General features: G+C 67.8%; 26 protein-coding genes. 17 read left to right on the top strand and 9 right to left on the bottom strand.

Translation table 11 applies throughout. The features are described 5' to 3' along the window. Window positions 1-2 precede the first annotated feature (2 nt). Window positions 3-1,313, top strand: a complete 1,311-nt coding sequence (locus tag EGK63_RS07325; RefSeq protein WP_125900619.1) for a nicotinate phosphoribosyltransferase — start codon at window positions 3-5, stop codon at window positions 1,311-1,313. Between the two features lie 81 nt (window positions 1,314-1,394). After that, window positions 1,395-1,967, top strand: a complete 573-nt coding sequence (locus EGK63_RS07330; RefSeq protein WP_125900620.1) for an NADPH-dependent FMN reductase — start codon at window positions 1,395-1,397, stop codon at window positions 1,965-1,967. Between the two features lie 7 nt (window positions 1,968-1,974). On the opposite strand, the gene EGK63_RS07335 is transcribed toward EGK63_RS07330, so the two are convergent. Then, entirely contained in the window at window positions 1,975-2,640 is a 666-nt protein-coding gene (locus EGK63_RS07335) for a methyltransferase (protein WP_125900621.1), read from the bottom strand. Next, a complete protein-coding gene (locus tag EGK63_RS07340) occupies window positions 2,627-3,202 on the bottom strand; it encodes a hypothetical protein (RefSeq protein ID WP_125900622.1) in 576 nt (191 codons plus the stop codon). The genes EGK63_RS07335 and EGK63_RS07340 overlap by 14 nt, the downstream gene beginning before the upstream one ends. A gap of 124 nt (window positions 3,203-3,326) precedes the next feature. Here EGK63_RS07340 and EGK63_RS07345 point away from each other — a divergent pair, with 124 nt between their 5' ends. The 3 genes from EGK63_RS07345 to EGK63_RS07355 all read left to right on the top strand — a co-directional run bounded on the left by EGK63_RS07345 (window position 3,327) and on the right by EGK63_RS07355 (window position 5,058). Then, complete coding sequence (locus tag EGK63_RS07345) at window positions 3,327-3,734, top strand: hypothetical protein (protein ID WP_046651673.1); 408 nt, start codon at window positions 3,327-3,329, stop codon at window positions 3,732-3,734. Beyond that, on the top strand, window positions 3,734-3,931 hold the full coding sequence (locus EGK63_RS07350) for a helix-turn-helix transcriptional regulator (RefSeq protein WP_003163619.1): 198 nt from the start codon (window positions 3,734-3,736) through the stop codon (window positions 3,929-3,931). Before EGK63_RS07345 ends, EGK63_RS07350 begins: the two co-directional genes overlap by 1 nt. A gap of 197 nt (window positions 3,932-4,128) precedes the next feature. After that, window positions 4,129-5,058 (top strand): alpha/beta fold hydrolase, encoded by a 930-nt coding sequence (locus EGK63_RS07355; protein ID WP_125900623.1) that lies wholly within the window; start codon window positions 4,129-4,131, stop codon window positions 5,056-5,058. A gap of 7 nt (window positions 5,059-5,065) precedes the next feature. On the opposite strand, the gene EGK63_RS07360 is transcribed toward EGK63_RS07355, so the two are convergent. Together EGK63_RS07360 and EGK63_RS07365 are read right to left on the bottom strand one after the other, a co-directional pair. Then, on the bottom strand, window positions 5,066-5,908 hold the full coding sequence (locus EGK63_RS07360; RefSeq protein WP_125900624.1) for a DUF3298 and DUF4163 domain-containing protein: 843 nt from the start codon (window positions 5,906-5,908) through the stop codon (window positions 5,066-5,068). 25 nt (window positions 5,909-5,933) lie between these two features. Next, a complete protein-coding gene (locus EGK63_RS07365; protein WP_125900625.1) occupies window positions 5,934-6,953 on the bottom strand; it encodes a UbiA family prenyltransferase in 1,020 nt (339 codons plus the stop codon). A 61-nt stretch (window positions 6,954-7,014) separates the two neighbouring features. On the opposite strand from EGK63_RS07365, the gene EGK63_RS07370 reads away from it, so the two are divergent. Beyond that, entirely contained in the window at window positions 7,015-8,277 is a 1,263-nt protein-coding gene (locus EGK63_RS07370; RefSeq protein ID WP_243637612.1) for an MFS transporter, read from the top strand. Here the strand turns inward: EGK63_RS07370 and EGK63_RS07375 are convergent. After that, window positions 8,241-9,167, bottom strand: a complete 927-nt coding sequence (locus EGK63_RS07375; protein ID WP_125900626.1) for a LytTR family DNA-binding domain-containing protein — start codon at window positions 9,165-9,167, stop codon at window positions 8,241-8,243. The two genes, EGK63_RS07370 and EGK63_RS07375, sit on opposite strands and share 37 nt — an antisense overlap. Before the next feature lie 12 nt (window positions 9,168-9,179). Between EGK63_RS07375 and EGK63_RS07380 the strand changes: the two genes are divergently transcribed. Together EGK63_RS07380 and EGK63_RS07385 are read left to right on the top strand one after the other, a co-directional pair. Beyond that, window positions 9,180-10,241, top strand: coding sequence for an acyltransferase family protein (locus tag EGK63_RS07380; protein WP_125900627.1), 1,062 nt, complete (start codon window positions 9,180-9,182; stop codon window positions 10,239-10,241). Beyond that, window positions 10,238-10,876, top strand: coding sequence for a hypothetical protein (locus tag EGK63_RS07385; RefSeq protein WP_243637613.1), 639 nt, complete (start codon window positions 10,238-10,240; stop codon window positions 10,874-10,876). Before EGK63_RS07380 ends, EGK63_RS07385 begins: the two co-directional genes overlap by 4 nt. A 6-nt stretch (window positions 10,877-10,882) precedes the next feature. On the opposite strand, the gene ppk2 is transcribed toward EGK63_RS07385, so the two are convergent. After that, on the bottom strand, window positions 10,883-11,626 hold the full coding sequence (ppk2, locus tag EGK63_RS07390; RefSeq protein ID WP_125900628.1) for a polyphosphate kinase 2: 744 nt from the start codon (window positions 11,624-11,626) through the stop codon (window positions 10,883-10,885). 95 nt (window positions 11,627-11,721) lie between these two features. On the opposite strand from ppk2, the gene EGK63_RS07395 reads away from it, so the two are divergent. Continuing rightward, window positions 11,722-12,819, top strand: coding sequence for a serine hydrolase (locus EGK63_RS07395; RefSeq protein WP_125900629.1), 1,098 nt, complete (start codon window positions 11,722-11,724; stop codon window positions 12,817-12,819). 368 nt (window positions 12,820-13,187) lie between these two features. Further along, window positions 13,188-13,391: a cold-shock protein gene (locus tag EGK63_RS07400; RefSeq protein WP_125900630.1), complete on the top strand. Its 204-nt coding sequence runs from the start codon at window positions 13,188-13,190 to the stop codon at window positions 13,389-13,391. A 79-nt stretch (window positions 13,392-13,470) separates the two neighbouring features. Here EGK63_RS07400 and gluQRS read toward each other — a convergent pair whose 3' ends face one another. Together gluQRS and EGK63_RS07410 are read right to left on the bottom strand one after the other, a co-directional pair. Continuing rightward, window positions 13,471-14,319: a tRNA glutamyl-Q(34) synthetase GluQRS gene (gene gluQRS / locus EGK63_RS07405; RefSeq protein WP_125900631.1), complete on the bottom strand. Its 849-nt coding sequence runs from the start codon at window positions 14,317-14,319 to the stop codon at window positions 13,471-13,473. Window positions 14,320-14,335: 16 nt separating this feature from the next. After that, window positions 14,336-15,469, bottom strand: a complete 1,134-nt coding sequence (locus EGK63_RS07410; protein WP_125900632.1) for a JmjC domain-containing protein — start codon at window positions 15,467-15,469, stop codon at window positions 14,336-14,338. A gap of 45 nt (window positions 15,470-15,514) precedes the next feature. Here EGK63_RS07410 and EGK63_RS07415 point away from each other — a divergent pair, with 45 nt between their 5' ends. The 7 genes from EGK63_RS07415 (at window position 15,515) to EGK63_RS07445 (ending at window position 19,684) form a co-directional block, all read left to right on the top strand. Further along, complete coding sequence (locus tag EGK63_RS07415) at window positions 15,515-16,168, top strand: DNA-3-methyladenine glycosylase (protein ID WP_125900633.1); 654 nt, start codon at window positions 15,515-15,517, stop codon at window positions 16,166-16,168. Window positions 16,169-16,230: 62 nt separating this feature from the next. Then, the gene (locus EGK63_RS07420; protein ID WP_125900634.1) at window positions 16,231-16,893 is read left to right on the top strand and encodes a trimeric intracellular cation channel family protein; all 663 of its coding nucleotides are present in this window, start codon (window positions 16,231-16,233) and stop codon (window positions 16,891-16,893) included. A gap of 21 nt (window positions 16,894-16,914) precedes the next feature. Next, window positions 16,915-17,313, top strand: a complete 399-nt coding sequence (locus tag EGK63_RS07425) for an ASCH domain-containing protein (protein ID WP_165906553.1) — start codon at window positions 16,915-16,917, stop codon at window positions 17,311-17,313. 136 nt (window positions 17,314-17,449) lie between these two features. Continuing rightward, window positions 17,450-18,022 (top strand): HNH endonuclease, encoded by a 573-nt coding sequence (locus EGK63_RS07430; RefSeq protein WP_200167182.1) that lies wholly within the window; start codon window positions 17,450-17,452, stop codon window positions 18,020-18,022. A 92-nt stretch (window positions 18,023-18,114) separates the two neighbouring features. Continuing rightward, entirely contained in the window at window positions 18,115-18,789 is a 675-nt protein-coding gene (locus EGK63_RS07435; RefSeq protein WP_125900637.1) for a helix-turn-helix transcriptional regulator, read from the top strand. 49 nt (window positions 18,790-18,838) lie between these two features. Further along, window positions 18,839-19,195 carry a hypothetical protein gene (locus tag EGK63_RS07440; RefSeq protein ID WP_125900638.1) on the top strand — a complete coding sequence of 119 codons (357 nt, stop codon included), beginning with the start codon at window positions 18,839-18,841 and terminating at the stop codon, window positions 19,193-19,195. A 39-nt stretch (window positions 19,196-19,234) separates the two neighbouring features. Further along, the gene (locus EGK63_RS07445) at window positions 19,235-19,684 is read left to right on the top strand and encodes a hypothetical protein (protein ID WP_125900639.1); all 450 of its coding nucleotides are present in this window, start codon (window positions 19,235-19,237) and stop codon (window positions 19,682-19,684) included. A 15-nt stretch (window positions 19,685-19,699) separates the two neighbouring features. Here EGK63_RS07445 and EGK63_RS07450 read toward each other — a convergent pair whose 3' ends face one another. Further along, window positions 19,700-21,400, bottom strand: a complete 1,701-nt coding sequence (locus tag EGK63_RS07450) for a M1 family metallopeptidase (protein WP_125900640.1) — start codon at window positions 21,398-21,400, stop codon at window positions 19,700-19,702. Between the last annotated feature and the right edge of the window lie 265 nt (window positions 21,401-21,665).

Raw genomic sequence — 21,665 nt, forward strand, 5'->3', positions numbered from 1 at the left:
GCATGGCGAGCATCGACCTGGCCAAGCGGGCCTATGACCACGGCTGGCGTCTGGACCCCATCGTTCGCAGCCTGCTGGACACCGACTTCTACAAGCTGTTGATGCTGCAGCTGATCTGGCGCCGGTTCCGCGACGCGCCCGTGACCTTCTCGGTCATCAACCGCACGATGTCGGTGCGGCTGGCCGAGGAAGTGGACGAGGCCGAACTGCGCGCTCAACTGGACCACGCCCGGTCCCTGCGCTTCACCAATCGCGAACTGATCTGGCTGGGCGGCAACACCTTCTACGGCGTGAAGTCGATCTTCAGCCCGGACTTTCTGGCTTGGCTGGCTGATTATCGCCTGCCGGACTACGACCTGTCGCGGGGGGCAGACGGCCAGTATCGGCTGGAATTCTCGGGAAGCTGGGCGGACGTCACCCTGTGGGAAATCCCCGCCCTGTCGATCCTGAACGAGCTGCGCAGCCGCCGCGCCCTGCGTCGCATGGGCCGGTTCGAACTGGACATCCTCTATTCGCGCGCCAAGACCAAGCTGTGGAGCAAGATCGAGCGGCTGAGAAAACTGGAGCCGCTGGCCCTGTCCGACTTCGGCACGCGCCGCCGCCACGGCTTCCTGTGGCAAGGCTGGTGCGTCGAGGCGCTGAAGGAGGGGCTGGGCGGCGCCTTCATCGGCACCTCCAACGTGCTGCTGGCCATGAACAACGATCTGGAGGCCATCGGCACCAACGGTCACGAACTGCCCATGGTGCTGGCCGCCATGGCGGGCGAGGACGAGGCGGCCCTGCGCGCCGCCCCCTATCGGGTGCTGGAGGAATGGCGGGCGGCCTATGACGGCAATCTGCTGATCGCCCTGCCGGACGCCTTCGGCACGCAAGCCTTCCTTGACGACGCGCCCGATTGGCTGGCCGACTGGAAAGGCTTCCGCCCCGATTCCGCCCCGCCGATCGAGGGCGGCGAGATCATCATGAAGTGGTGGGCGTCGAAGGGCCGCGACCCGCGCGAGCGCCTGCTGGTGCTGGCCGACGGGCTGGACGTCGACGGCATCGAGGCGGCCCACGCCCACTTCAAGGGCCGGGTGCGCACCAGCTTCGGCTGGGGCACCAATCTGACCAATGACTTCCGTGACTGCGCTCCGGTCGAGGCGCCTGAACTGCTGCCCCTGTCGCTGGTCTGCAAGGTGACGCAGGCGGCGGGCCGTCCGGCGGTCAAGCTGTCGGACAACGTCGAAAAGGCCACCGGCGACCGGGCCGAGATCGAACGCTATCTGCGCGTGTTCGGCGAGGCGGGGCGCGGGCGTCAGGCCGTGCGCGTCTGAGACGGAACCGCTAAGCTTGGTTGGACATTTGGCTATCAGCGGCGCCGGGCGCCGCCCATTATTTCAGCGGGACACGCTTCCATGACCACCTACAACGTCGGCTACATCATCGGCAGCCTGGCCAAGGGCTCGATCAACCGCAAGCTGGCCAAGGCCCTGGTCAAGCTGGCGCCGGACAAGCTGAACATGAGCGAGATCAGCTTCGCCGACCTGCCGCTCTATTCCTACGACTACGACGCCGACTATCCGGCCGTGGCCGAGACCTTCAAGGCGGCGATCAAGCGCTCGGACGCCATCCTGATCGTCACGCCGGAATACAATCGCTCCATGCCCGGCGGGCTGAAGAACGCCTTGGACTGGGCCAGCCGCCCCTATGGAACTAACGCCTTCAAGAACAAGCCGACGGCGGTCATCGGCGCCTCGCCCGGTTCGATCGGCACGGCGGTGGCCCAGCAGGCGCTGCGGCCCGTCCTGGGCTTCCTGCAAGCGCCGCAGATGAACACGGTCGAGGCCTATATCCAGATGACGCCGGGCCTGATCGACGATGACGGAAACGTCAGCGTCCCCGGCACCGAGCAGTTCCTGCGCGACTATATGGAAGCCTTCCATCAGCACATGGCGCGGGTGCTGACCGTCCTACCGCGCGACGCCTGAGGCGGCGTCAGGCGTCCAGCGACCAGACGCGCGTGCGCTTGACCTCCTGGTCCTCTAGTTCGCGCGTCGTCGGCACGCGGTATTCGGCCAACAGGCTGAGGCCCTCTTTCGGGAAGTAGGTGCGACCCGGATCGCCGACCAGCACGCTAGACCCGGCCGCGCGCGCCTGCTTCAGCCAGGCCAGCATCGCCGCGGCCATCGGTCCTTCATAGAAGACGTCCCCGGCGCAGATCAGGTCGAACGCCTGCGGCGGCGCCTCCAGCAGATTGCCGGCGGTGAAGGCGATCTCGACGCCGTTGGCCTCAGCGTTCGCGGCCACGGCGGCGGCGCAGAAGGGATCTATGTCGGCGGCCAGCACCGAGGCCGCGCCCGCCTTCATGGCCGCGATGCCGACGAGGCCCGAGCCCGTCGCCAGGTCCAGCACGCGACGCCCCTCAACCGCTTGCGGATGGTCCAGCAGCCAGCGCGCCAGCGCCTGTCCGCCCGCCCAGGCGAAGGCCCAGAACGGCGGCGGCAGGCCCATTTCGCCCAGCTCTTCCTCCGTCAGCCGCCAGACGGGCGTGACCTCATCGGCCAGCCACAGCGAAACCTCCGGCGTGTGGGAGACGGGCTGAAGGCGGGTGTTGTCGCGAATGAAGCGGGCGGGATCGGCGATCCGTCTAGTCGAGTTCACGGGCGCCCTCGATCACGGCCTGATAGACCAGCGACCGATCCGGCCCGCGCGTCATGTGCAGCAGCACCCAGGTCGAACCCTTGCGCGCCACGACCACCCGCAGCTGATCGTTGAACACGCCGTCGGCGAACCCGGCGGGCGCGACCTTGTCGCTGAGCAGGATCAGCGACCCCATGCCCGAGCCGCAGCGGGCGATGCCGGTGCAGGCGAAGACGGTTTCATAGCCGCCCTCGCGCAGAGCTTCCTCATAGTGGCGCGCCATGTCGATCGGCGCGACGGCGGGTCGGATGGCGTAGTCCAGGTGGCTGATCTGGCCCTGCAGGCGCAGGGCGCTTTCCGGGGCGGCGCCTTCGGCCACCGGGCCGGTCGGCAGGGTGATCTCGGCCACCGACAACTGACGCCAGGCGCGGATGCGCGCGCCGTCCATGCGCGGCAGGTCGTCATGGTCTCGCGCGCCTCGCACGTCCTGCTCGACCGGGGGCGGGGCAGGCGAGGCGGCGGACGCCGCAAGGGGCGCGACGGCCGTCAGGACGGCGAGGACGAAGGCGGGGAGGCTACGCATGACGACAAGCTAGGGGCCGCCGAAGGCGCTGGCAACAAAGTCAGGACAGGCTGATAAAAAGTTAGGTTGACATGACATAAAGGCGGTGTAAGGTGTACCTTACACAAAGTCAGGAGCGCCTGCCATGTTGACCCTTTCCAAACAACAGACCCCCGCCGGGCGCCGCTACGTCCTGCGGACCTTCGCCTTTATGGTCCCCTATGTGGCGATCTGCGTGGCGATGATGACCACCGACGCCTTCGACGGCGTGATGGGACGACCTGCGGGTTGGGTGCTGGCGGCCGCCGTGGCCGCTCCGGTCATCGGCCAGATCTGGGCGACGCTGGCGCTGATGCGGGAAAGCGATGAGTTCGTGCGCATGGTCACGGCCAAGCAGTTCATCATCGCCTCCGGCCTGGCGATGGCGGCCGCGACCTTCTGGGGCTTCGGCGAGACGTTCGCCGGGGCGCCGCATCTGCCGGCCTGGCTGATCTATCCGCTGTTCTGGGCGGCCTTCGGCCTGGTTTCGCCCTTCATCCGGTCGTCGAACTGATGAAGAACCGGCTGAAACTGCTGCGCGTCGAGCGCAACTGGACCCAGGAGCAGCTGGGGCAGGCGCTGGGGGTGTCGCGCCAGGCGGTCAACGCCCTGGAGACCGAGAAGCACGACCCCTCGCTCGACCTGGCCTATCGCATCGCCGCCCTGTTCGAGCGGCCGGTCGAGGACATCTTCGAGAACCCGCATGCCTGACGCGTAAAGTCAGGAAAACCTTACTTCATAATCTCCCGCTTCACCGTCATCCTCGGGCTTGACCCGAGGATCGAGCCCCGCTGCGCGCGTCAGGTCGCTAGGGTCGCGCAGGCGGACCACCCGATCCTCGGGTCAAGCCCGAGGATGACGGGGCGGGGGGAGCGATCAGTGAAGCGCCAACTCACAAAGGAAGAGCCATGACCAAGATCTCCGCACCCGCCAAGACCCTGCGCGCCTTCATCCTGGCCGCCGCCGTCGGCTTCAGCGCCGCCGGCATCGTCTCTCCCGCCCAGGCCGAACCGGCCCGCGTCGAGGCGCCCGCCTTCGTCTCCGATCGGCTGTCGGTCGAGGTGATGGGGCAGGGGCCGGACGTGATCCTGATCCCCGGCTTCGCCTCCTCGCGCGAGGTGTGGCGGCCGCTGGCCCGGCGTCTGTCGGCAACGCATCGCGTCCATCTGGTGCAACTGGCCGGTTTCGCGGGCGAGGCGTGGACGCACGGCGACGGCGCCTTCGTCCAGCCTGTCGTGGATGAACTGGCGCGCTATGCGGCGACGCTGGACCGGCCTGCCGTCATCGGTCATTCGATGGGCGGGCTCAGCGGCTTGCTGCTGGCGCAGCAGCATCCCGAGGCGATCAGCCGCGTGATGAGCGTCGACAGCCTGCCCTTCTTCAGCGCCATGTTCGGCCCGCAGGTCACGCCGCAGACAGCCGGGCCCTTCGCCGATCAGGCCGCCGCCTCCATCCTGAACGCGGACGATGCGGCCTTCCGTGCCCAGCAGGAACGCACCGCTGTCGGCATGATGCGCGACGAGGCCGGGCGCGCCGCCATGGTCGACTGGTCGATGGCCTCGAACCGCCAGGCGATGGCCTCGGCGATCCGCGAGGTGATGACGACCGACGCGCGCCCCGGTCTGGCGGCCATGACTACGCCGGTCTGGGCCGTCTACGCCTCGGACGCGGACGGCGGGGCGCCCGCCGCCATGGCCGACGCCCTGTGGAGCCGCGAATACGCCGCCCTGCCGGGCGTGACGCTGAAGCGCGTCGACGGCGCCCGGCACTTCATCATGGTCGATCAGCCTGACCGGCTGGACGCCCTGGTCGACGCCTTCCTGAAGCGCGAGGACTGATCGCGGATCAGGCGGCGGGCGCCTTCAGCCGCAGGTCGTCGGTAACGTCGCCCGCCTTGGTCGGGGCGCCCGCAAACTCGCCCGCGTATTCCGGCGACAGGGCGCTCTGGAAGGCCGACAGCGGCAGGGTCAGGTAATAGGCGCCCTCGACATAGGGGCCGACCGCATAGGCGTCGAGCAGGAAGGTCAGGCCGCCCGCCTTGCCGCGAACCGAGCCGGGCGCCAGGGTCACGGCCACGTCCTTCAGCTTGGGGCAGGCCCACATCTCGCCGCTGGTCGAGACCGGCTCGGCGCCGGGACGCTTGGTCTTGGCGGTGTTCACCGCCTGGCACAGGGCGCGCTCCAGGCCGGTCTTGTCGGCCTTGTCGGCGAACAGGTCGGCGGCGGCGATGCGACGGGCCTCGGCCTTGTCCCACAGCAGGCCGGTGGCGACCGTGTTCGGGTGGGCGCCGCCCGAATAGTCGAAGTCGGTCCGCATCAGGCTGAACAGGCGGCCGGTCTCGATCGGGGCGCCGTAGACGATGGTCTTCTCATAGGGCGGCATGCCTTCGGGCGAACCGGCTTCGGTGCGGTCGGCCTGGGCGCCCTCGGCGTATTCCTTCAGCTTGGCCACCTCGTCGCGGTACAGCGGGGTGTAGAGCGCCGGATAGGACAGCACGTTTTCCGGCAGGCTCAGGCTGACCTTGGCGTAGGGTGTGGCGCTGTCGTACTTCAGCGGCCCTTCGACGGCGTGGGCGGAGGCGGCCGGCGCGGCGGGCGTCTCCTTCTTCTCATTGCGCTGGCAGGCGGCGAGCGAGGCCGCGACGGCGGCGGTGACGAGAAGGACGCGAAGGGGGCGCGAAGGGATCATGCCGGGCTCCTTTGGAACGGTTCGATCAGAAAGCTAGGCCGTTGAACGCGATGGCGGCCAGAAGGATCAACCCCGCATCGCGATTTGATTTGAAAAGACGCAGGGAAAGTTCCGGGTCGTCCGGCCGCAACCGCCGCACCTGCCAGACGAAATGCAGGGCGTAGAGCGCCAGACCGACATAGAAGACCGGCCCCAGACCCGCGACGTAGCCCGCTGCGCCGGCCAGGGCCACGGCCAGGATGTAAAAGACGGCCACGCCTTCCTTGACCTTGCCGCCCAGCGCCCGCGCCGAGGACTTCACCCCGGCCATGACGTCGTCCTCGATGTCCTGAAGCGCGTAGATGGTGTCGTAGCCCAGGGTCCAGAAGATCCCGCCCGCGTAGAGCAGCCCCGCGGACAGGGCCAGGTTACCCATGCGGTTCAGCCCTTCCGCCATCCAGTAGCTGTCGCCGCTGAGCTTGACCTGCAGCACGTAGAGCCAGCCCAGGGCGAACAGCCCGCCCGTCGCCGCCGCGAAGCCCAGCAGGGCGCCCCAGTTGAAGGTCAGGCCCAGCCACGCCTGGGGCCACCAGGTGATGCGCTTCATGAAGGGATAGGCCGCCACCAGCCCCAGCGACAGGGCGCCCAGCAGCACCGACGTCAGGTTCATCGTCAGCAGAATGCACAGGCTGACCAGCGACAGGCCGCCGACGAAGGCCCAGGCCTGTTTGACGCTGATCTGGCCCGCCGGAATGGGGCGCAGGGCGGTGCGGGCCACCTGGGCGTCGAAGTCGCGGTCGACGATGTCGTTCACCGCACAGCCCGCGCCGCGCATCAGGGCCGCGCCGACGGCGAAGCCGACGACCAGCCACAGCTCATAACCGCCGAACGGCCGGTCATACTGGTTCAGCGCCAGCATGATCCCCTGCCAGCCGGGCAGCAGCAGCAGCCACGTCCCGATCGGCCGGTCGAAGCGGCCCAACTTCAGCCAGGGCTTCAGACGCTCGGGCGCATGGCGGTCGACCCAGTTCTGGCCGGCGGCGTCGGGAAGCGGGGCTGTGTTCATGCGAACCGTCTTAGCCCTCCAGGCGGCGCCGGGTGAAGGGGGCGCGTTTGATCGCAGTTTCATGAAGTTTCTCGCCGGAGCCGGACCCAGGCTGGACAGCGAGCGCCGTATCCCGCACTGGGCGCGAATGGCTCGCAGCTCCATCCCCCGCAGCGTCTGGATTCTGGGCGTCGTCAGTCTGTTGATGGATGTCTCGTCGGAGATGATCCAGACGCTTCTGCCCATCTATCTGGTGGTGGGGCTCGGCGCTTCGGCGGTGATGATCGGTCTGGTCGAAGGCTTCTCCGTCGTCGTGGCGACGGCGGTGAAGTTCCTGTCGGGCTTCTGGTCCGACCGCATTGCGCGGCCCAAATGGCTGGCGGTGGCGGGCTATGGGCTGGCGGCCCTGTCCAAGCCGATCTTCCCCCTGGCGGCCTCGGTCGAGGGGGTGCTGCTGGCCAAGGGGGTGGACCGGATCGGCAAGGGCGTCCGCACCGCCCCGCGCGATGCCCTGGTCGCCGCCGTGACGCCGCCGGACATTCGTGGACGCGCCTTCGGCCTGAGGAAGTCGCTGGATACGGTCGGCGGTTTCGTCGGCCCTTTGCTGGCTATCGGGCTGATGGTGGTGCTGGCGAACGACATCAAGGCGGTGTTCTGGCTGGCCTCCATCCCGGCCTTCCTGGCCGTGGCCCTGCTGGTCGGCGGCGTGTCTGACCCGCCGCGCCCGGACGAGGCCGCCAAGAAGCCGCCCAGCCTGGAGGGGGCGCTGCGTCTGGACGCCGCCACCTGGACCATGATCGCCCTGACGGCGGTGATTGGTCTGGCGCGGTTCAGCGAGTCCTTCCTGCTGATGAAGGGGCTGGACGTCGGCGTTCCCGCCGCCTTCGCGCCGGCGGCCATCGTCCTGCTGCACCTGGTGTTCGGCCTGGCCGCCTTCCCGGTGGGGGCGCTGTCGGACCGCATCGGCCGCACCTCCCTGCTGCTGCTCAGCCTGGTCTTCCTGGCCGCCGCCGACGTGGCGCTGGCGCTGGCGAGCGATCAGGTCGTCTTCTATTTGGGCGTGGCGCTGTGGGGCCTGCACATGGGCTTTTCCCAGGGCCTGCTGATGACCCTGATCGCTGATGCGGCGCCCGCTCACCTGCGCGGCTCAGCGTTCGGCCTGTTCGCGCTGATCTCGGGCCTGATCGCTCTGCTGGGCAATGTGGCGGCGGGTCTGCTGTGGGACGGCTTCGGGCCGCAGGCGACCTTTGCGGTCGGCGCGGTGTTGAGCCTCGTCTGCGCCCTGGGCATCGCCGGGTGGATGCGGCTTCAGGCGGCGCACAGCCGCTCCAGCGCCTCGGAGTAACGACGCGACAGCGGGGCCTCCAGCGCCCCCAGCTCCACGGTCCAGTCGCCTGACCCTTCAGGCCGCAGGCCGGTCATTCGCGCAGCGTTGACCAACCAGCCCCGGTGCGTCCGCACGAAGCCGAAGCGCGCCAGCTCGCCCTCGACCGCCGCCAGGGTGACGCGCATCAGGGGCCTGCGCCCGTCGGCCAGCACGAACTCGACGTAGTTGCCCGCCGAGGTCGCGGCCAGAATGTCGTCCAGCGGCGCCCGGATCAGCCGCGTCCCGTCGCGGATATCGAAGCTGACGGGCCGCAGCGGCGTCTCGCGCGCCTCGCGCAGGCTGCGCACGCCCCAGAAGACGCCGATGAACAGGGCGTAGCTCAGCACATCCTTCCGCAGTTCATAGATGAAGCGCTCGATAGGCGGGCCATAGTCATAGACCTCGCCCAGCAGGGCGTAGACGCCATGCCGCATCGCCACCATCAGCACGACGTGCAGCAGGCTGTAGAGGCAGGCGGCGCCCAGATGCACGGCCAGAAACCGCCCTCGCGCCCGCCAGCCTTCGTGCAGCAGGGACGACGGCGCCGCGCCCGCCGCCCGCCACGGAAGCCAGATCACCAGCGCCAGCGCCAGGGCGCTGGACCCCTCCCACACCCACGGGGCCCATGCCCGCAGGCCAGGCCAGTCGGCCTGCACCGTCAAGGCGTTGACCACCAGGAAGCCCAGGGTGACGGCGATGATGATCGGCCCGCCGGTCAGCAGGTCGCGCCGGTCCGCCCCGTTCGTCCCGACAGACGCGCCGCTCGCCCCGGCGCTCCGCGATCCGGCCCCGCCGTCTGACCGAACGGCCCCGGCGCCTTGTCGGGCGCGGGGTGTCGGAGGCACGGCCGATGGCGTCGTTTCCGTCATTTCAGGTCGCCCATGTCCTCAGAACCCCTCGCACCCGAACCCCTCGCAGTCGCCCGCCGCCATGACCTGGACTGGATCCGGGTCGGGGCCTTCCTGCTGCTGATCCTCTATCACGTCGCCATGTTCGTGATCGTGCCGCCGCAGTCCTATTACGAGGTGGTCGAGGCGGCTTCTGGGGTGGGCGTTGTCGATCCGGCGCGTTCGCCCTGGCTGGCCGACTTCTGGTTGAAATACGCCACGGCGTCCGGCGGCTGGTGCGACGCCGACGGCTGCCTGACCACGCCGACGTGGAACCACATGTGGTTCGTGGCCTATCTGTTCGTCTATAGCCTTGTGCTGGCCGGTCTGCTGGCGTTTGGGCGGGGGTTGCTGCCTGTGATCCAGTCAGGGCTGGAGCGCGCCCTGAAGGGCTGGGGCCTGCTGATCTGGCCGGTGCTGTGGCTGTTCCTGCTGCGCTGGACCCTGGCGCGGATCTTCCCGACGACCCACGCCCTGACTGACGACTGGTACAATCACGCGGTGTCGTTCAGCGCCTTCCTGTTCGGCTTCCTCAGCGTCCGCTCGGCGGGGCTGAAGGCGGCCTATGAGCGGCTGCGGCGACCGGCGCTGATCCTGGCCCTGTGCGCCTGGGCGGGATGGGCCGCCTATGCCTGGACCTATCGCGACAGCGGAACGCCGCCCGAAGCGCTGAGGGCCGCCATGCGCCTCGTCTATGCGCTGGATCAGTGGGCCTTCATCGCCGCCGTGCTGGGCTATGGCGCGCGTTATCTGAACCGGGGCGGGCCGTGGCTGCGCTATCTGACGGGCGGCGTCTTCTGCTTCTACATCGTGCATCAGACGATCACCGTGGTCGCGGCCTATCACCTGTCGAAGCTGGGCCTGCCGCAGGGGCTGGAGGCGGGGCTGTTGATCGCCGTCACCCTCGGCGGCTGCTGGGCCGCCTATGAGGTCGCGCGTCGCCTGGGACCGCTGGGCCTGCTGCTGGGCGTGAAGACCCGCGCCGGGCTTGCGCCCCGGGATCGTCCCACTAGGCTCGACGGCCAGGAACATCAGCCGGTCGGACAGGACGGATGACGACACGCACCAAGCCCCCATTCCCCTGGCTGCTGGCCTTGACCTGGCTGGTGCTGCTGGGCGCGGCTGTCGGGGGCTTCCTGACCGGCGAGTTCAGCGTCACCTTCGTCGGCGCCGGGACGTTTCTGCTGACCCTGGTTCCGTTCTGGCTGGCGCCGCGCATCGGGCTGAACCTGCCGATCGGCTTCGTCACCGCCATCGCCGTCTTCCTGTGCGCCACCCTGTTCCTGGGGGAGATGGGCGACTTCTACGAGCGCTATTGGTGGTGGGACGTGGTGCTGCACGGCGGCTCGGCCGTGGCCTTCGGCCTGGTCGGCGCCCTGTTGATGCTGATGCTGGTGCAGGGCAGCCATTTGAAGGCCGCGCCCCTGACGGTGGCCTTTTTCGCCTTCTGCTTCGCCGTGACCATCGGCGCCCTGTGGGAGATCTGGGAGTTCATGCTGGATCAGGTGTTCGGCCTCAACACCCAGAAGTCCGGCCTGGTCGACACCATGTGGGATCTGATCGTCGATTCCATCGGCGCCCTGATCGGGGCGGGAGCCGGCTGGGCCTATCTGAAGGGGCGCGAAGGCGGGCCGCTGGTGCGGGCCCTGCGCGCCTTCATCGACAAGAACCGGCGCCTGTTCGGCGGCTGAAGAGGCCTATTCAGCCAGCCGTCCTTTCGCCTCATCGGCGGAGAAGACGACCGACGGGTCCGGCTCGCGGCACTCCAGGCCGGGGCGGTTCAGGCGGCGCAGGACGTGGCGCAGGATGTTCAGCCGCGCCGTCTTCTTCTTGTCGGTCGCCACCACGGTCCAGGGGGCGTAGTCGACATGGGTCCGCTTCAGCATCTCGTCGCGAGCGGCGGAATAGGCGCTCCAGCGGGCCTGGGCTTCGGCGTCCAGGGACGAGACCTTGAACCGTTTCAGCGGGTGGTCGACGCGCTCCTCCAGACGGCGGGCCTGTTCGTCGCGGCTGATGTCCAGCCACAGCTTGATCAGAATGACGCCCGACTGAGTCAGCATCCGCTCGAAATGCGGGGCGTCGTGCAGGAAGCGCTCATGCTGCTCAGGCGTGCAGAAGCCCATGACCGGCTCGACCCCGGCCCGGTTGTACCAGGAGCGGTTGAAGATCACGATCTCGCCCGCCGCCGGCAGATGGGCGGCGTAGCGCTGAAAATACCACTGGGTCGTCTCACGGTCGGTCGGCTTGGGCAGGGCGACGACGCGCGTCTGGCGCGGGGCCATGTATTCGGTCATGCGCTTGATCGCCCCGTCCTTGCCGGCGGCGTCGCGCCCCTCGAAGACGATGACGACCTTCAGCCCCTGTTCGATGGCCCAGGCCTGGGTCTCGACCATCTGGATCTGCAGGGCCTCCAGGATGTCGGCGTAGTCGTCCTTGGCCATGGGCGTGTCCTTGTGTCGCGATCGGCGAACCTTGCGGCGAATTCACTGGCGTCGCCAGCCTCGCCGTTCAGGGTGCAACGCAAAAGGAGCCGAAAATGATCAATCGTCGTCATGTCCTGGCCGTCGGCGCGGCGGTCGCGGCTGCACCTACGGTGGTGCGCGCGGAAGGCGAGACGGCGTTCGACGCCGCCCTGACGACGGCCTTCGAGACGGTCAAGCCGGTCGCCCTGGCCGGCGGGGTCGTGACGGCCCAAGGTCTGGCCTGGTCCGGCGCGCGCGGCGTGCGGCGCGCGGGAGGGGACGATCCGGCGACGACCGACGACCGCTGGCACTTGGGCTCCAACACCAAGGCGATGACGGCGACGCTGTTCGCCCGCCTGGTCGAGCAGGGACGGGCGCGCTGGGCCATGCCGCTGACCGAGGCCTTTCCCGACCTGGCGATCGATGCGGGCTGGGACGGCGCGACGCTGGACGACTTCATGACCCATACGGCGGGGCTGAAGGACGAGGCGGTCATGGGCATGGCCTGGCTGATGACGGCCCGCGCCGATCCTCAGTCCCTGGCGGAGCAGCGCCGCGTCATCGTCGAGAAGGCGCTGGCCGCCCCGCCGACGGGCGCGCGCGGCACGTTCGCCTATGGCAACGCCAACTATGTGCTGGTCGGGGCGGCGATCGAGGCCGTCACCGGCGTATCGTGGGAAGAGGCCATGCAGGCCGAGGTGTTCGGCCCTCTGGGCCTGGCCTCGGCGGGGTTCGGCGCTCCGGCCGGAAGCGACAACGCCTGGGGCCACCGCCGCATGGGCGAGACGGCGCTGCCGATGGATCCGGCTGATCCGGGTTCGGACAATCCTCTGGCGCTCGGCCCGGCGGGCACGGTTCATATGACGGCGGCTGACTACGCCCGCTTCCTTCAGGTCTTCCTGACCGAGGGCGGCGGCTGGCTGAAGCCCGAGACGGTGCGGCGTCTGGTCACGCCGGGCGAGGGGCGCAACTACGCTCACGGCTGGATCGCCCTGCCGCCTCAGCCCTGGGCCAAGGGGCCGGTGATCGCCCATGAGGGCTCCAACACCTTATGGCACGCCATCGCCCTGGTCGATCCGGCGGGCGGACGCGCGGTCTTCGGCCTGTCCAACGACGGCGGGCGCGGCGGCTCGGCCTGTCAGGCCATGGTTATGGAAATGCTGCGGATCTGAGCGCCGCCCCGGCGCCTTCTGCGCATCCGGAGCGGCGTTTCTTCGGTGTTTGCGCCAGGCGGGGCGTGGTCTGTTCGGTCATGTGCAGTCGTCGGACTATATCACTGCGCGCCGGTGCGTCGTCGCCTGGGCGCGACGGAGCGCAAGTTGCGCGCGCCGCGGCGAAATTAACTGTAAAGCCTGTAAGCTCGGTTTCGCTTTACAGTTGACCGCTGTGGATAGTCGGGTGACAACATCGCCGCAGCCCGGATTTCACGTGGGGTCCAAACCCGCGTCTTGCTCCTTCGCCTGAACGAGCTTGTCCAGATGGGCTGACGGGCGCTCCTGCTAGGACGTCCGCCTGGAAAGCGCGTTTACGGAGACGCAATATGGCGACCGGCACGGTCAAGTGGTTCAACCCCACGAAGGGCTTCGGCTTCATTCAACCCGACACGGGCGGCGCGGACGTTTTCGTCCACATCACCGCTGTGCAGAAGGCTGGTCTGGCTGGCCTCGATGAAAACGCCAAGGTCGAGTACGAGCTGGAATCCCAGCGCGGCAAGACCTCGGCTGTGGACCTCAAGGTTCTCTAAGGCCCCGAACCCATAGGGTTCTAGGAAAGGACGCGGGGGGCGACCTCCGCGTCTTTTTTATTTTGCGCCTGTTTTGGGATCAGAGCTTCAACTCAGTCCTGAGGCCTTCTGGCGTCAGCCCGCCTTCCCGCAATTCGGCCAGAGTGACCGAGCGGTCGCGCTTGGCGTAGCGGCGGCCATCCGGCCCAGCCAGCAGGCGGTGGTGATGATAGACAGGTTCGGGCCAGCCCATCAGCGCCTGGATCAGCCTCTGGATGTGAGTCGCCTCGAACAGATCCCGGCCCCGGATGACATGGCTGATCGCCTGCAGGGCGTCGTCGTGCGTCACGGCCAGATGATAGGCGGTCCCGGCGTCCTTGCGCGCCAGCACGACGTCGCCCGCCGTCTCGGGGCGGGCCTTGATCACGCCGGTCTCGCCGTCGGGGCCTGAGCCTTCCTCGACGAAGCTCAGGGCGTCCCACGCGGCGCCGCCCAGCGCCTCCTTGGCTCGATCCAGCGACAGTCGCCAGGCGAAGGGGCGTCCTTCCGCCAGCAGTCGCGCCTCTTCATCGGCCGGATGCGGGCCGGGACGGGCCGCCTCGGCGGGGCCGTGGGGCGCATCGCCGATGGCGTCCAATATCTCCTTGCGCGTGCGGAAGCAGCGATAGAGCAGGCCGCGCCCATTCAGCGCCTCGACCGCGGCGGCGTAGTCGGCCAGATGATCGGACTGGCGCCGCACCGGCGTCTCCCAGTCCAGCCCCAGCCAGGTCAGGTCTTGATGGATCCCGACCTCGAACTCGGGCCTGCACCGCGTTGGGTCGATGTCCTCGATCCGCAGCACGAAGCGCCCCCCCGCTTCCTTCGCTGCGCCCCACGCCGTCAGGGCTGAGAAGGCGTGGCCCCTATGCAGGCGACCGGTGGGCGAGGGAGCGAAGCGGGTGGCGAACATGGCGCATCAGAGCGGGTCAGACCCGCTTCAATACTCCGGACTTTTCGGCTTGATCCACGGTTGCGCGAATGTCGGATTCGGGCACGAAGTCGAACTGGGCGATAAGGTCTTCCAGAGCAAAGACATGTTGGGACAGCGCCCAGTGCATCGCATGTGCGACGGGACCGGCGTAGAGCGGAGCCATGACGGCGGTGCGGCTGTATCGGGTCAGCGGCGCTCGCTCGGGCAGAGTGAAACGGTGCGTGCGCGGCGTCAGCCGTTCCTGGGTCATGGCGACTTCATCGCGGAAGGCGGAAGAGGCTGCGAGTTGCGCCAGCTTCTGGCCCAATCCGGCCAGGTGTTGCTGCAGGGCGCGACCGCCGTCCTTGTCCGGTGACGGCAGATAGGCACGGAAAGCCGGATCCTGCATTGCGGCCTGCTCAAGCAGATTGAAGATGATGCGGCCGTAAAGGGAGGCGATGGAGAAGGTGACGTGAAGGGAGGCCGCGTCCTGGGCCAGGGCGTCATGGTAACAGCCGCGCGGCAGATAGAGGACGTCGCCGGGACGCATCATCACTTCGGCCTGCAGTCGGCCCCGCGTCTGCTCGAACCAGCGTCGCATGTCACCCACGCCGGACGGCATCTCGACCGGGGCGTCTGCGCGATTTTCATAGATGCGCCACAGCTTCTCGCCTTCAGTCTGGACGGCGAAGACGTCGGTCAGGTCAAAATGGGCGCCGAAGGCCTGAACCCCTTTGAACGAGCAATAGATGTTGGCGCCCATGCTGGCGGCGAAGGCGCGCCCCAGCACGGACGACAGATCGGCGATCGGCGGGGTCAGATCCTGCACGTCGCCTGCGATCAGGCTGGCGCCGTCGGCGACGAAGAGCGCGACCTTGGCCGGATCGGGGCGGAAGACGGCTCCGGACTGGGTCTGGACCGTGCGGCAATAGCGTTCGGGCGGAACCGGCTGGGTATTGTGCACCAGCTTCAGGCTCTGGGCGGTCCAGATCGATGGTTGGTTCAGCAGGCCGTTGAACGTGGACCAGTCCAGCAGCGCACGCTTCGGCTCACCCTCGCCGGCCGGGATGTGCAGCGGCTTTCGGCCATGGAAGTCGGCGAAGAAACGATCAGGGGTGATCGGGTGAAGAAGATCGTCCAGAGTGCGCATGGGCGCGATGCTAGAGCGGCGCTGTTTTCCTGTCGATACAACCTCATGGCCCTTGCTCCCTCCGCTTCTTCCGTCGCCGCAGCCCGTGAGGCTCTGGCCGCCGTCGATCCGGCCCTGGCCAAGGCGCACGCCTCGACGCCCGTGTTCGAATGGCGGCTGCGGCCCGGCGGCTATGAAGGTCTGTTCCGCATGATCGTGGAGCAGCAGGTCTCGGTGGCGGCGGCGGCCTCGATCTGGAAGCGGGTGGTCGAGGGGCTGGACGGTCAGGTGACGCCGGACGCGGTGCTGGCGCGCGATGTCGAGACGCTGCGCACCTTCGGCCTGTCGGGGCAGAAGGCGAAATACGGCCATGAGATCGCTCGCGCTCATGCTGACGGCCATATCGACTTCGACCACCTGGAGCGGCTGGACGACGCCGAGGCCATCGCCGCCCTAGTCGCCATCAAGGGCGTGGGCAAGTGGACGGCCGAGACCTTCCTGATGTTCTGCGAGGGGCGGCAGGACGTTTTCCCCGGCGGAGACGTGGCCTTGCAGGAAGCCATGCGCTGGGCCGACCGCGCCGAGGACCGTCCGAACGAGAAACAGGCCTATGCCCGCGCCGAGATCTGGCGGCCGCATCGCGCGGTGGCGGCGCATTTGCTCTGGGGGTGGTATGGTGGCGTTCGGCGCGGCGAAATCGCGCTGGACGAAGGCGTCTAGCCTTCGGCATTTCACCAAGGCTGGGGGCGACCCCGAAGACGGCGCCGCGCGGCGCCCTGGGGATGATGACGATGTTGGAGCCGATCGCGGCCGCAGACCTGGTTCGTCCGGCTGCGGTGCTGCCGTTGCTGGATTTCGCGGGGGTGGCCGTGTTCGCCGCCACCGGCGCCCTGGCCGCCGCGCGCGAGAAGCATGACGTCCTGACCTTCGCCTTCTTCGCCGCCGTGACCGGCATGGGCGGCGGCACCCTGCGCGACCTGTTGATCGGGGCGCCCGTCTTCTGGGTGCAGGACTGGCGCTATGTCGCCGTCTGCATGGTGGCGGCGGTCGGTTTCTGGATGCTGGGGTCGCGGTCGTGGCGTTTCCGCGCCCTGCTGTGGCTGGATGCGGTCGGGCTGGCGGCCTATGGCGTCATGGGGGCGGCCAAGGCGGCGTCCTATGGCGTGACGCCGTTGATCTGCATCGTCATGGGCGTGCTGACGGCCTGCTTCGGCGGCATCGTGCGCGACGTGCTGGCGCACCAGCCCTCCATCCTGCTGCGGCGCGAGCTGAACATCACCGCCGCCCTGGTCTCGGCGGCCCTGTTCGTCGGGCTGAAAGCCGTGAGCCTTCCCACATGGCCCGCCGTGGCGGTGGCTGTGGTGACCGGGTTCGGCGTGCGGGCCGGCGCCCTGAAGTGGGGCTGGAGCCTGCCTGCCTTCCCGACCGCCGCTTCGCGCTATTGAACCTAATCGACGAGAATGCAGATGAACGACCTTCCCGCCGCCTATGCGGCCGCGCCCCGTTGGCCCTTTGGCGACAGCCCCGAACTGGCTGATGAATTGCTGGCCCTGGTGCTGGCGGGCGGCAAGCGCGCGACCTGTTCGTCGCTGGCGTCATGCGAGGCCGACATCATGCCGACCGTTGGCGAGGTCAGCGTCATTCTGGACGGCGCCGGCGTTCCTCGCTGCGCGATCCGCACGACCGAGGTCGAGATCATGCCCTTCGAGCAGGTCAGCGAGGACTTCGCCCGCGCCGAGGGAGAGGGCGACCTGACCTACGAATGGTGGCGCGACGCTCATGAGGCCTATTACCGCCGCGAAGGCACCTGGGCGCCGGACATGAAGGTGGTCTGCGAGCGCTTCGAACTGGTCGAGGTCTTCTAGGGGCGCGTCACGAAAACGCGCCGTATCTGTCATGGCGATGCGGGAGAATCAGGCGTAGGGTTTCGCCATCAGACCAAGGAAGGAGACGTGTCTTCAGTCCTGTCGCGTCGATAATCCCCCGTATGAGCGGGAGGGCCTGATGCAGGTCCTGTCCCGCCCGCCGTCCGGCTTTCCGGCCCTGGTGCTGAACGCCGATTTCAGGCCCTTGTCCTATTTTCCTCTGTCGCTGTGGCCGTGGGAGGAAGTGGTCAAGGCCGTGTGGCAGGACCGCGTCGACGTGGTCGCCACATATGACAAGGTCGTCCGCAGCCCCTCGCTGGAGATGCAGCTGCCCAGCGTGGTCTGCCTGAAGTCCTACGTGGATCAGGACCGCAAGCCGGCCTTCACCCGTTTCAACGTCTTCCTGCGCGACGGTTTCGCCTGCCAGTATTGCGGCGCGCCCGGCACGTCCCAGGATCTGACCTTCGATCACGTCATCCCCCGCTCGCGCGGCGGGCGCACGACGTGGCAGAACATTGTCGCGGCTTGCGGTCCCTGCAACCTGAAGAAGGGCGGTCGCACGCCCGGTCAGGCGCACATGCCCCTGCGCCGCACCGCCCACCAGCCCAGCGCCTGGCAGCTTCAGCAGGCGGGGCGGCGTTTCCCGCCCCACTTCCTGCACCAGAGCTGGCTCGACTACCTCTACTGGGACATCGAGCTGGAGCCGTAGGGCGGGCGTCTTTGATCGTCGTGCGACGGTCTGCGTCGTTCGGGCGCTTCACAGCTCTTGCAAAATGCCCTTCAACAGGTGTTGGAGGGGGCATGAGCCGGGATACGAATTGGCAGCGGCTGACGGAACGGGAGCGGCAGGTTCTCGCCTATGTCGCCGCCCACCATCAGAGCAAGAGCATCGCCAGGATGCTCGGCACGGCTCCCAAGACCGTGGACGCCCAGATTTCGTCCGCCTGCAGGAAGCTGGGCGTCGCCAATCGCAACGAGGCGGTGCGCCTTCTGCTACAGGATGAGAACGCCTTTCTGGACATAGGGGGTAATCCCCCACCGGCTTCGTTCCCAATGGCTGTGGGCGTCGTGGGCGGCTCCTTTCTCCCTGTCGATTTCAGGGGAGTTGATGGAGACAGCCACGATGCTTGGAACCTCGCCAGAGGACGTTCTGCCGACCATGACCTACGCGGATCTGGCGGCGGCGTTGGAGCAGGTGGCGTCGAACGAAGCGCATCGGAACATGGCGCCCTATCTGGTTTCGGCATTGCGCCGACAGGCCCCGTTTCTGACGGGGCGGATGGTCCTGTTCGAGATTCTTCGCTCGGCCAACTGTTTGGCGGACATTCCGGCGGCAAGTTCGAATTTCTGACCCAATCGGCTGGCTGGCGACGGCTGGCCTGGGCGGTGGCTGGGTCATTGGTCCTGGCTTTCGCCTTGCCGCTCGCGCTGAAAGGCGCGTTGTGGCTCCAGAAGCTCGTGCACTCGATTCAGTAAACCCTGACCGACGTCTTTCAGACGCGCCGCTGCGGCGGCAGGAGGTCCCATGTCTCAACGAGAAGCGACGGCCACAAGGGTCGCCGCCTATATCAATCACGCCGAGCAATCGCTCGACGAAGCCCTGTCGCGCACGTCGATCCTGGTCAGCGAACTGCCTAGCCTGCAGCGTGACGCCGGGCTGAACGCGGCCTGGGCCCAACCCGCCGTGGCCTCGGTCTGCGTCGCCTTGAACAACCTGACGAGCGCTCGGGCCGCTCTGATCGACGCACACAAGTCGCTCTCGGCCGTGCAACGCAAGCTGGGCGTGACCACGTTGGAAACTCCAAACAACGACAAGCCAGCTGAAACCGGGCCGTTCGCCCGACAGGCGGAGGCTGCGGTCGTCGTGCCGATGCGCGCCTAGGCGTCTTGACGCGGGCGAGGAGCGCGGCGACCTAGGCACATGGCCGCGCTTCTCGCCCCGTTCGATCAGATTCAGGAAATCCTCGGACTTGCGGCTGTGGTCGTCACCGGTCTGTTCGCCGTCTTCATGGGGCGCCGAGAGGTCGGGGTCGCAGGGGTTCTGCATCTGATCGACGGGTTCAGCCTGACACTGGTCGGGGCGCTGAGCCACGGTGCGACAAGCTTCATATCTGCCGATGTGAAGGCGATCCTGATCTGGTTTGCTTACGCCCTGATGACCTTGCGCTGGCCCGGCCGGTGGCTGGTGGTGCTGACGGCGTTGCAGGGCCTGGCGGTGCTGATCCGTTGGTCCTTCTGGCTGGATGCGGAACTGCCGCGCGCCACCACCTCGCTGATCCTGAACCTGACCGGATGGATGATGCTGTTCATCCTGCTGGGCGCGACGGTGGCCTATCCGCGCCGTCCCTGGTTCTCGGCTAAGCCGGCCTGACTCGCGATCCGTAGTTTAGCCGCTCGACTTGTCCTGAGACGCCTTCCAGGTTTCCAGATATTCGAGCCGACGCAGAACCTTTGAGCCAGGGTCCAGCAGGATGTGGGCGCCCGCCGGAGCGGTGAAGGTCGCGCGGCCATTGGTCATGGGCAGGGCGCGCAGAACACCGTCCACCTCGACCTCGACGGGCAGGGGGAAGGGGCGGCTGTTTCCGGTCTTCCATTCCAGGCTTACGCGCTCGCCGTCGCGGGTCATGACCAGATCGGGCAGAGCGGCCTGATAGAGGTAGGCGTCGAAGAACCAGCCCATGTCGCGGCCTGTCACCTCATTGACGATGGCCACATAGTCCGACGTCGTGGCGTAGCGCGGCTTGAAATTCCCCGGTTGCGGATCGGGGCGGCCATAGACCAGACGGCGCAGGCTCTCATAGAAGGCGTCGTCGCCGATGTGCAGGCGCAGGGTGTGGGCGATCAGCGCCCCCTTGTAATAGAGGTCCAGCGCCGGGCCGGTCTTGTCGTCATAGACGGTCCCCGCGTCCTGCGACCGGCCGGACACGACCGGGAAGCGGTTGGCCAGGGTCAGGCGCATGGTCTGCAACTCGGCCTGCATGGCTCGCTCGCCGTTCAGCCAGCGGGCGTAGAGGGGCTGCATGTATGTGCCGAATCCCTCGTGCAGCCACATGTCGTCCCAGTCGGCGTTGGTCAGTTGATTGCCGAACCACTCGTGCGCCAGTTCGTGCTGCAGCAGCCAGTCGTAGCCCTTGCCGTCGAGCTTGTAGCCGTTGCCGTAGGCGTTGATGGTCTGGTGCTCCATGCCCAGGTGCGGGGTCTCGACCACGCCCATCTTCTCGTCGCCGAAGGGGAAGGGGCCGATGCTTGCCTCATAGAAGTCGAGCATCCGCGGGAACTCGTCGAACAGGCCTTGCGCCTTGGCCGGGTCGGCCGAGGCTAGACGCCAGAACCGCAGCGGGATCACATTCCCGAACCGGCTTTGGTAGTCGGCGGCCATCTCCACATAGGGGCCGACGTTCAGACTGATGGCGTAGGTGTCGGGCTGGCGCGCGGTCCAGTTCCAAGTGGTCGTGCCGTCGCCGTTGTCGGTCTTGCCCACAAAGCGGCCGTTGGCGGGGGCGCTGAGGCTTGAGGGGACGGTGATGTGAAGGTCGACGCGCTCCGGCTCGCCCTGCGGATGATCGATGCAGGGCCAGAACAGGTCGCAGCCCTCGCCCTGAACCGCGCTGGCGATCCACGGCTGGCCGTCGGGCGTCGTGGTCCAGACGAAGCCGCCATCCCACGGCGCGCGCTGGGCCTGATGCGGGCGGCCGAAATAGGCGATGCGGACGGAGACGCTTTCACCTGCCGTCAGAGGACGGGGCAGGGGGATGGTCAGCCGTCCCTCGGGATTGGACCAGTCGGCGATCGCCCGGCCGTCCACCGTGATGGCGGCGATAGCGAAGACCGCATCCAGTTCGACCACGACCGCCGATGTCGGCGCCGTGGCGGTGAAGTCGAGGACCGCGACGCCCTCCAGCGACTGGCTTTCCGGCAGCAGCTTGAACGATAGGTCCGCCTTGTCGAAGCGCAGCGCCAACTGCTCCGCCGTGCGCGGCGCGCCGCTGGACAGGGTGAAGGCGGTGGTTTCGCGTACCGCCTCCTGCGCCAGCGCGGGCGAGGTCAGCAGGGCTGTCGTCAGGCAAAGGACGGCGAGAGGGCGCAAGGTCGAGGCTCCGGCTGGATGAGCTCTGAGGGTAGCGGGCGGGGCGGAGCTCGCAAGTCCGCACCTATTTGCCGTCATCCTCGGGCTTGACCCGAGGATCGAGTGCAGCGGCGCGCTCGACCTTCCAGCTTTGCGCAGATGGAGCGCCCGATCCTCGGGTCAAGCCCGAGGATGACGGCGGTAGGAGACGTCGCAGAACCGGCAAAACGCGCAAAAGAAAAAAGGCCGGTGTTTCCACCGGCCTCTTCAAAATCCGTCAGTCGAC

The sequence above is a fragment of the Brevundimonas sp. 357 genome, assembly GCF_003938605.1.
In the GTDB taxonomy this organism is placed as follows: domain Bacteria; phylum Pseudomonadota; class Alphaproteobacteria; order Caulobacterales; family Caulobacteraceae; genus Brevundimonas.

Coding starts and splice junctions, on each gene's coding strand:
- EGK63_RS07325 (WP_125900619.1), top strand. CDS start 3: ATGGCGAGCATCGACCTGGCCAAGCGGGCCTATGACCACGGCTGGCGT.
- EGK63_RS07330 (WP_125900620.1), top strand. CDS start 1,395: ATGACCACCTACAACGTCGGCTACATCATCGGCAGCCTGGCCAAGGGC.
- EGK63_RS07340 (WP_125900622.1), bottom strand. CDS start 3,202: ATGCGTAGCCTCCCCGCCTTCGTCCTCGCCGTCCTGACGGCCGTCGCG.
- EGK63_RS07345 (WP_046651673.1), top strand. CDS start 3,327: ATGTTGACCCTTTCCAAACAACAGACCCCCGCCGGGCGCCGCTACGTC.
- EGK63_RS07350 (WP_003163619.1), top strand. CDS start 3,734: ATGAAGAACCGGCTGAAACTGCTGCGCGTCGAGCGCAACTGGACCCAG.
- EGK63_RS07355 (WP_125900623.1), top strand. CDS start 4,129: ATGACCAAGATCTCCGCACCCGCCAAGACCCTGCGCGCCTTCATCCTG.
- EGK63_RS07360 (WP_125900624.1), bottom strand. CDS start 5,908: ATGATCCCTTCGCGCCCCCTTCGCGTCCTTCTCGTCACCGCCGCCGTC.
- EGK63_RS07365 (WP_125900625.1), bottom strand. CDS start 6,953: ATGAACACAGCCCCGCTTCCCGACGCCGCCGGCCAGAACTGGGTCGAC.
- EGK63_RS07370 (WP_243637612.1), top strand. CDS start 7,015: ATGAAGTTTCTCGCCGGAGCCGGACCCAGGCTGGACAGCGAGCGCCGT.
- EGK63_RS07375 (WP_125900626.1), bottom strand. CDS start 9,167: ATGACGGAAACGACGCCATCGGCCGTGCCTCCGACACCCCGCGCCCGA.
- EGK63_RS07380 (WP_125900627.1), top strand. CDS start 9,180: ATGTCCTCAGAACCCCTCGCACCCGAACCCCTCGCAGTCGCCCGCCGC.
- EGK63_RS07385 (WP_243637613.1), top strand. CDS start 10,238: ATGACGACACGCACCAAGCCCCCATTCCCCTGGCTGCTGGCCTTGACC.
- ppk2 (WP_125900628.1), bottom strand. CDS start 11,626: ATGGCCAAGGACGACTACGCCGACATCCTGGAGGCCCTGCAGATCCAG.
- EGK63_RS07395 (WP_125900629.1), top strand. CDS start 11,722: ATGATCAATCGTCGTCATGTCCTGGCCGTCGGCGCGGCGGTCGCGGCT.
- EGK63_RS07400 (WP_125900630.1), top strand. CDS start 13,188: ATGGCGACCGGCACGGTCAAGTGGTTCAACCCCACGAAGGGCTTCGGC.
- gluQRS (WP_125900631.1), bottom strand. CDS start 14,319: ATGTTCGCCACCCGCTTCGCTCCCTCGCCCACCGGTCGCCTGCATAGG.
- EGK63_RS07410 (WP_125900632.1), bottom strand. CDS start 15,469: ATGCGCACTCTGGACGATCTTCTTCACCCGATCACCCCTGATCGTTTC.
- EGK63_RS07415 (WP_125900633.1), top strand. CDS start 15,515: ATGGCCCTTGCTCCCTCCGCTTCTTCCGTCGCCGCAGCCCGTGAGGCT.
- EGK63_RS07420 (WP_125900634.1), top strand. CDS start 16,231: ATGATGACGATGTTGGAGCCGATCGCGGCCGCAGACCTGGTTCGTCCG.
- EGK63_RS07425 (WP_165906553.1), top strand. CDS start 16,915: ATGAACGACCTTCCCGCCGCCTATGCGGCCGCGCCCCGTTGGCCCTTT.
- EGK63_RS07435 (WP_125900637.1), top strand. CDS start 18,115: ATGAGCCGGGATACGAATTGGCAGCGGCTGACGGAACGGGAGCGGCAG.
- EGK63_RS07440 (WP_125900638.1), top strand. CDS start 18,839: ATGTCTCAACGAGAAGCGACGGCCACAAGGGTCGCCGCCTATATCAAT.
- EGK63_RS07445 (WP_125900639.1), top strand. CDS start 19,235: ATGGCCGCGCTTCTCGCCCCGTTCGATCAGATTCAGGAAATCCTCGGA.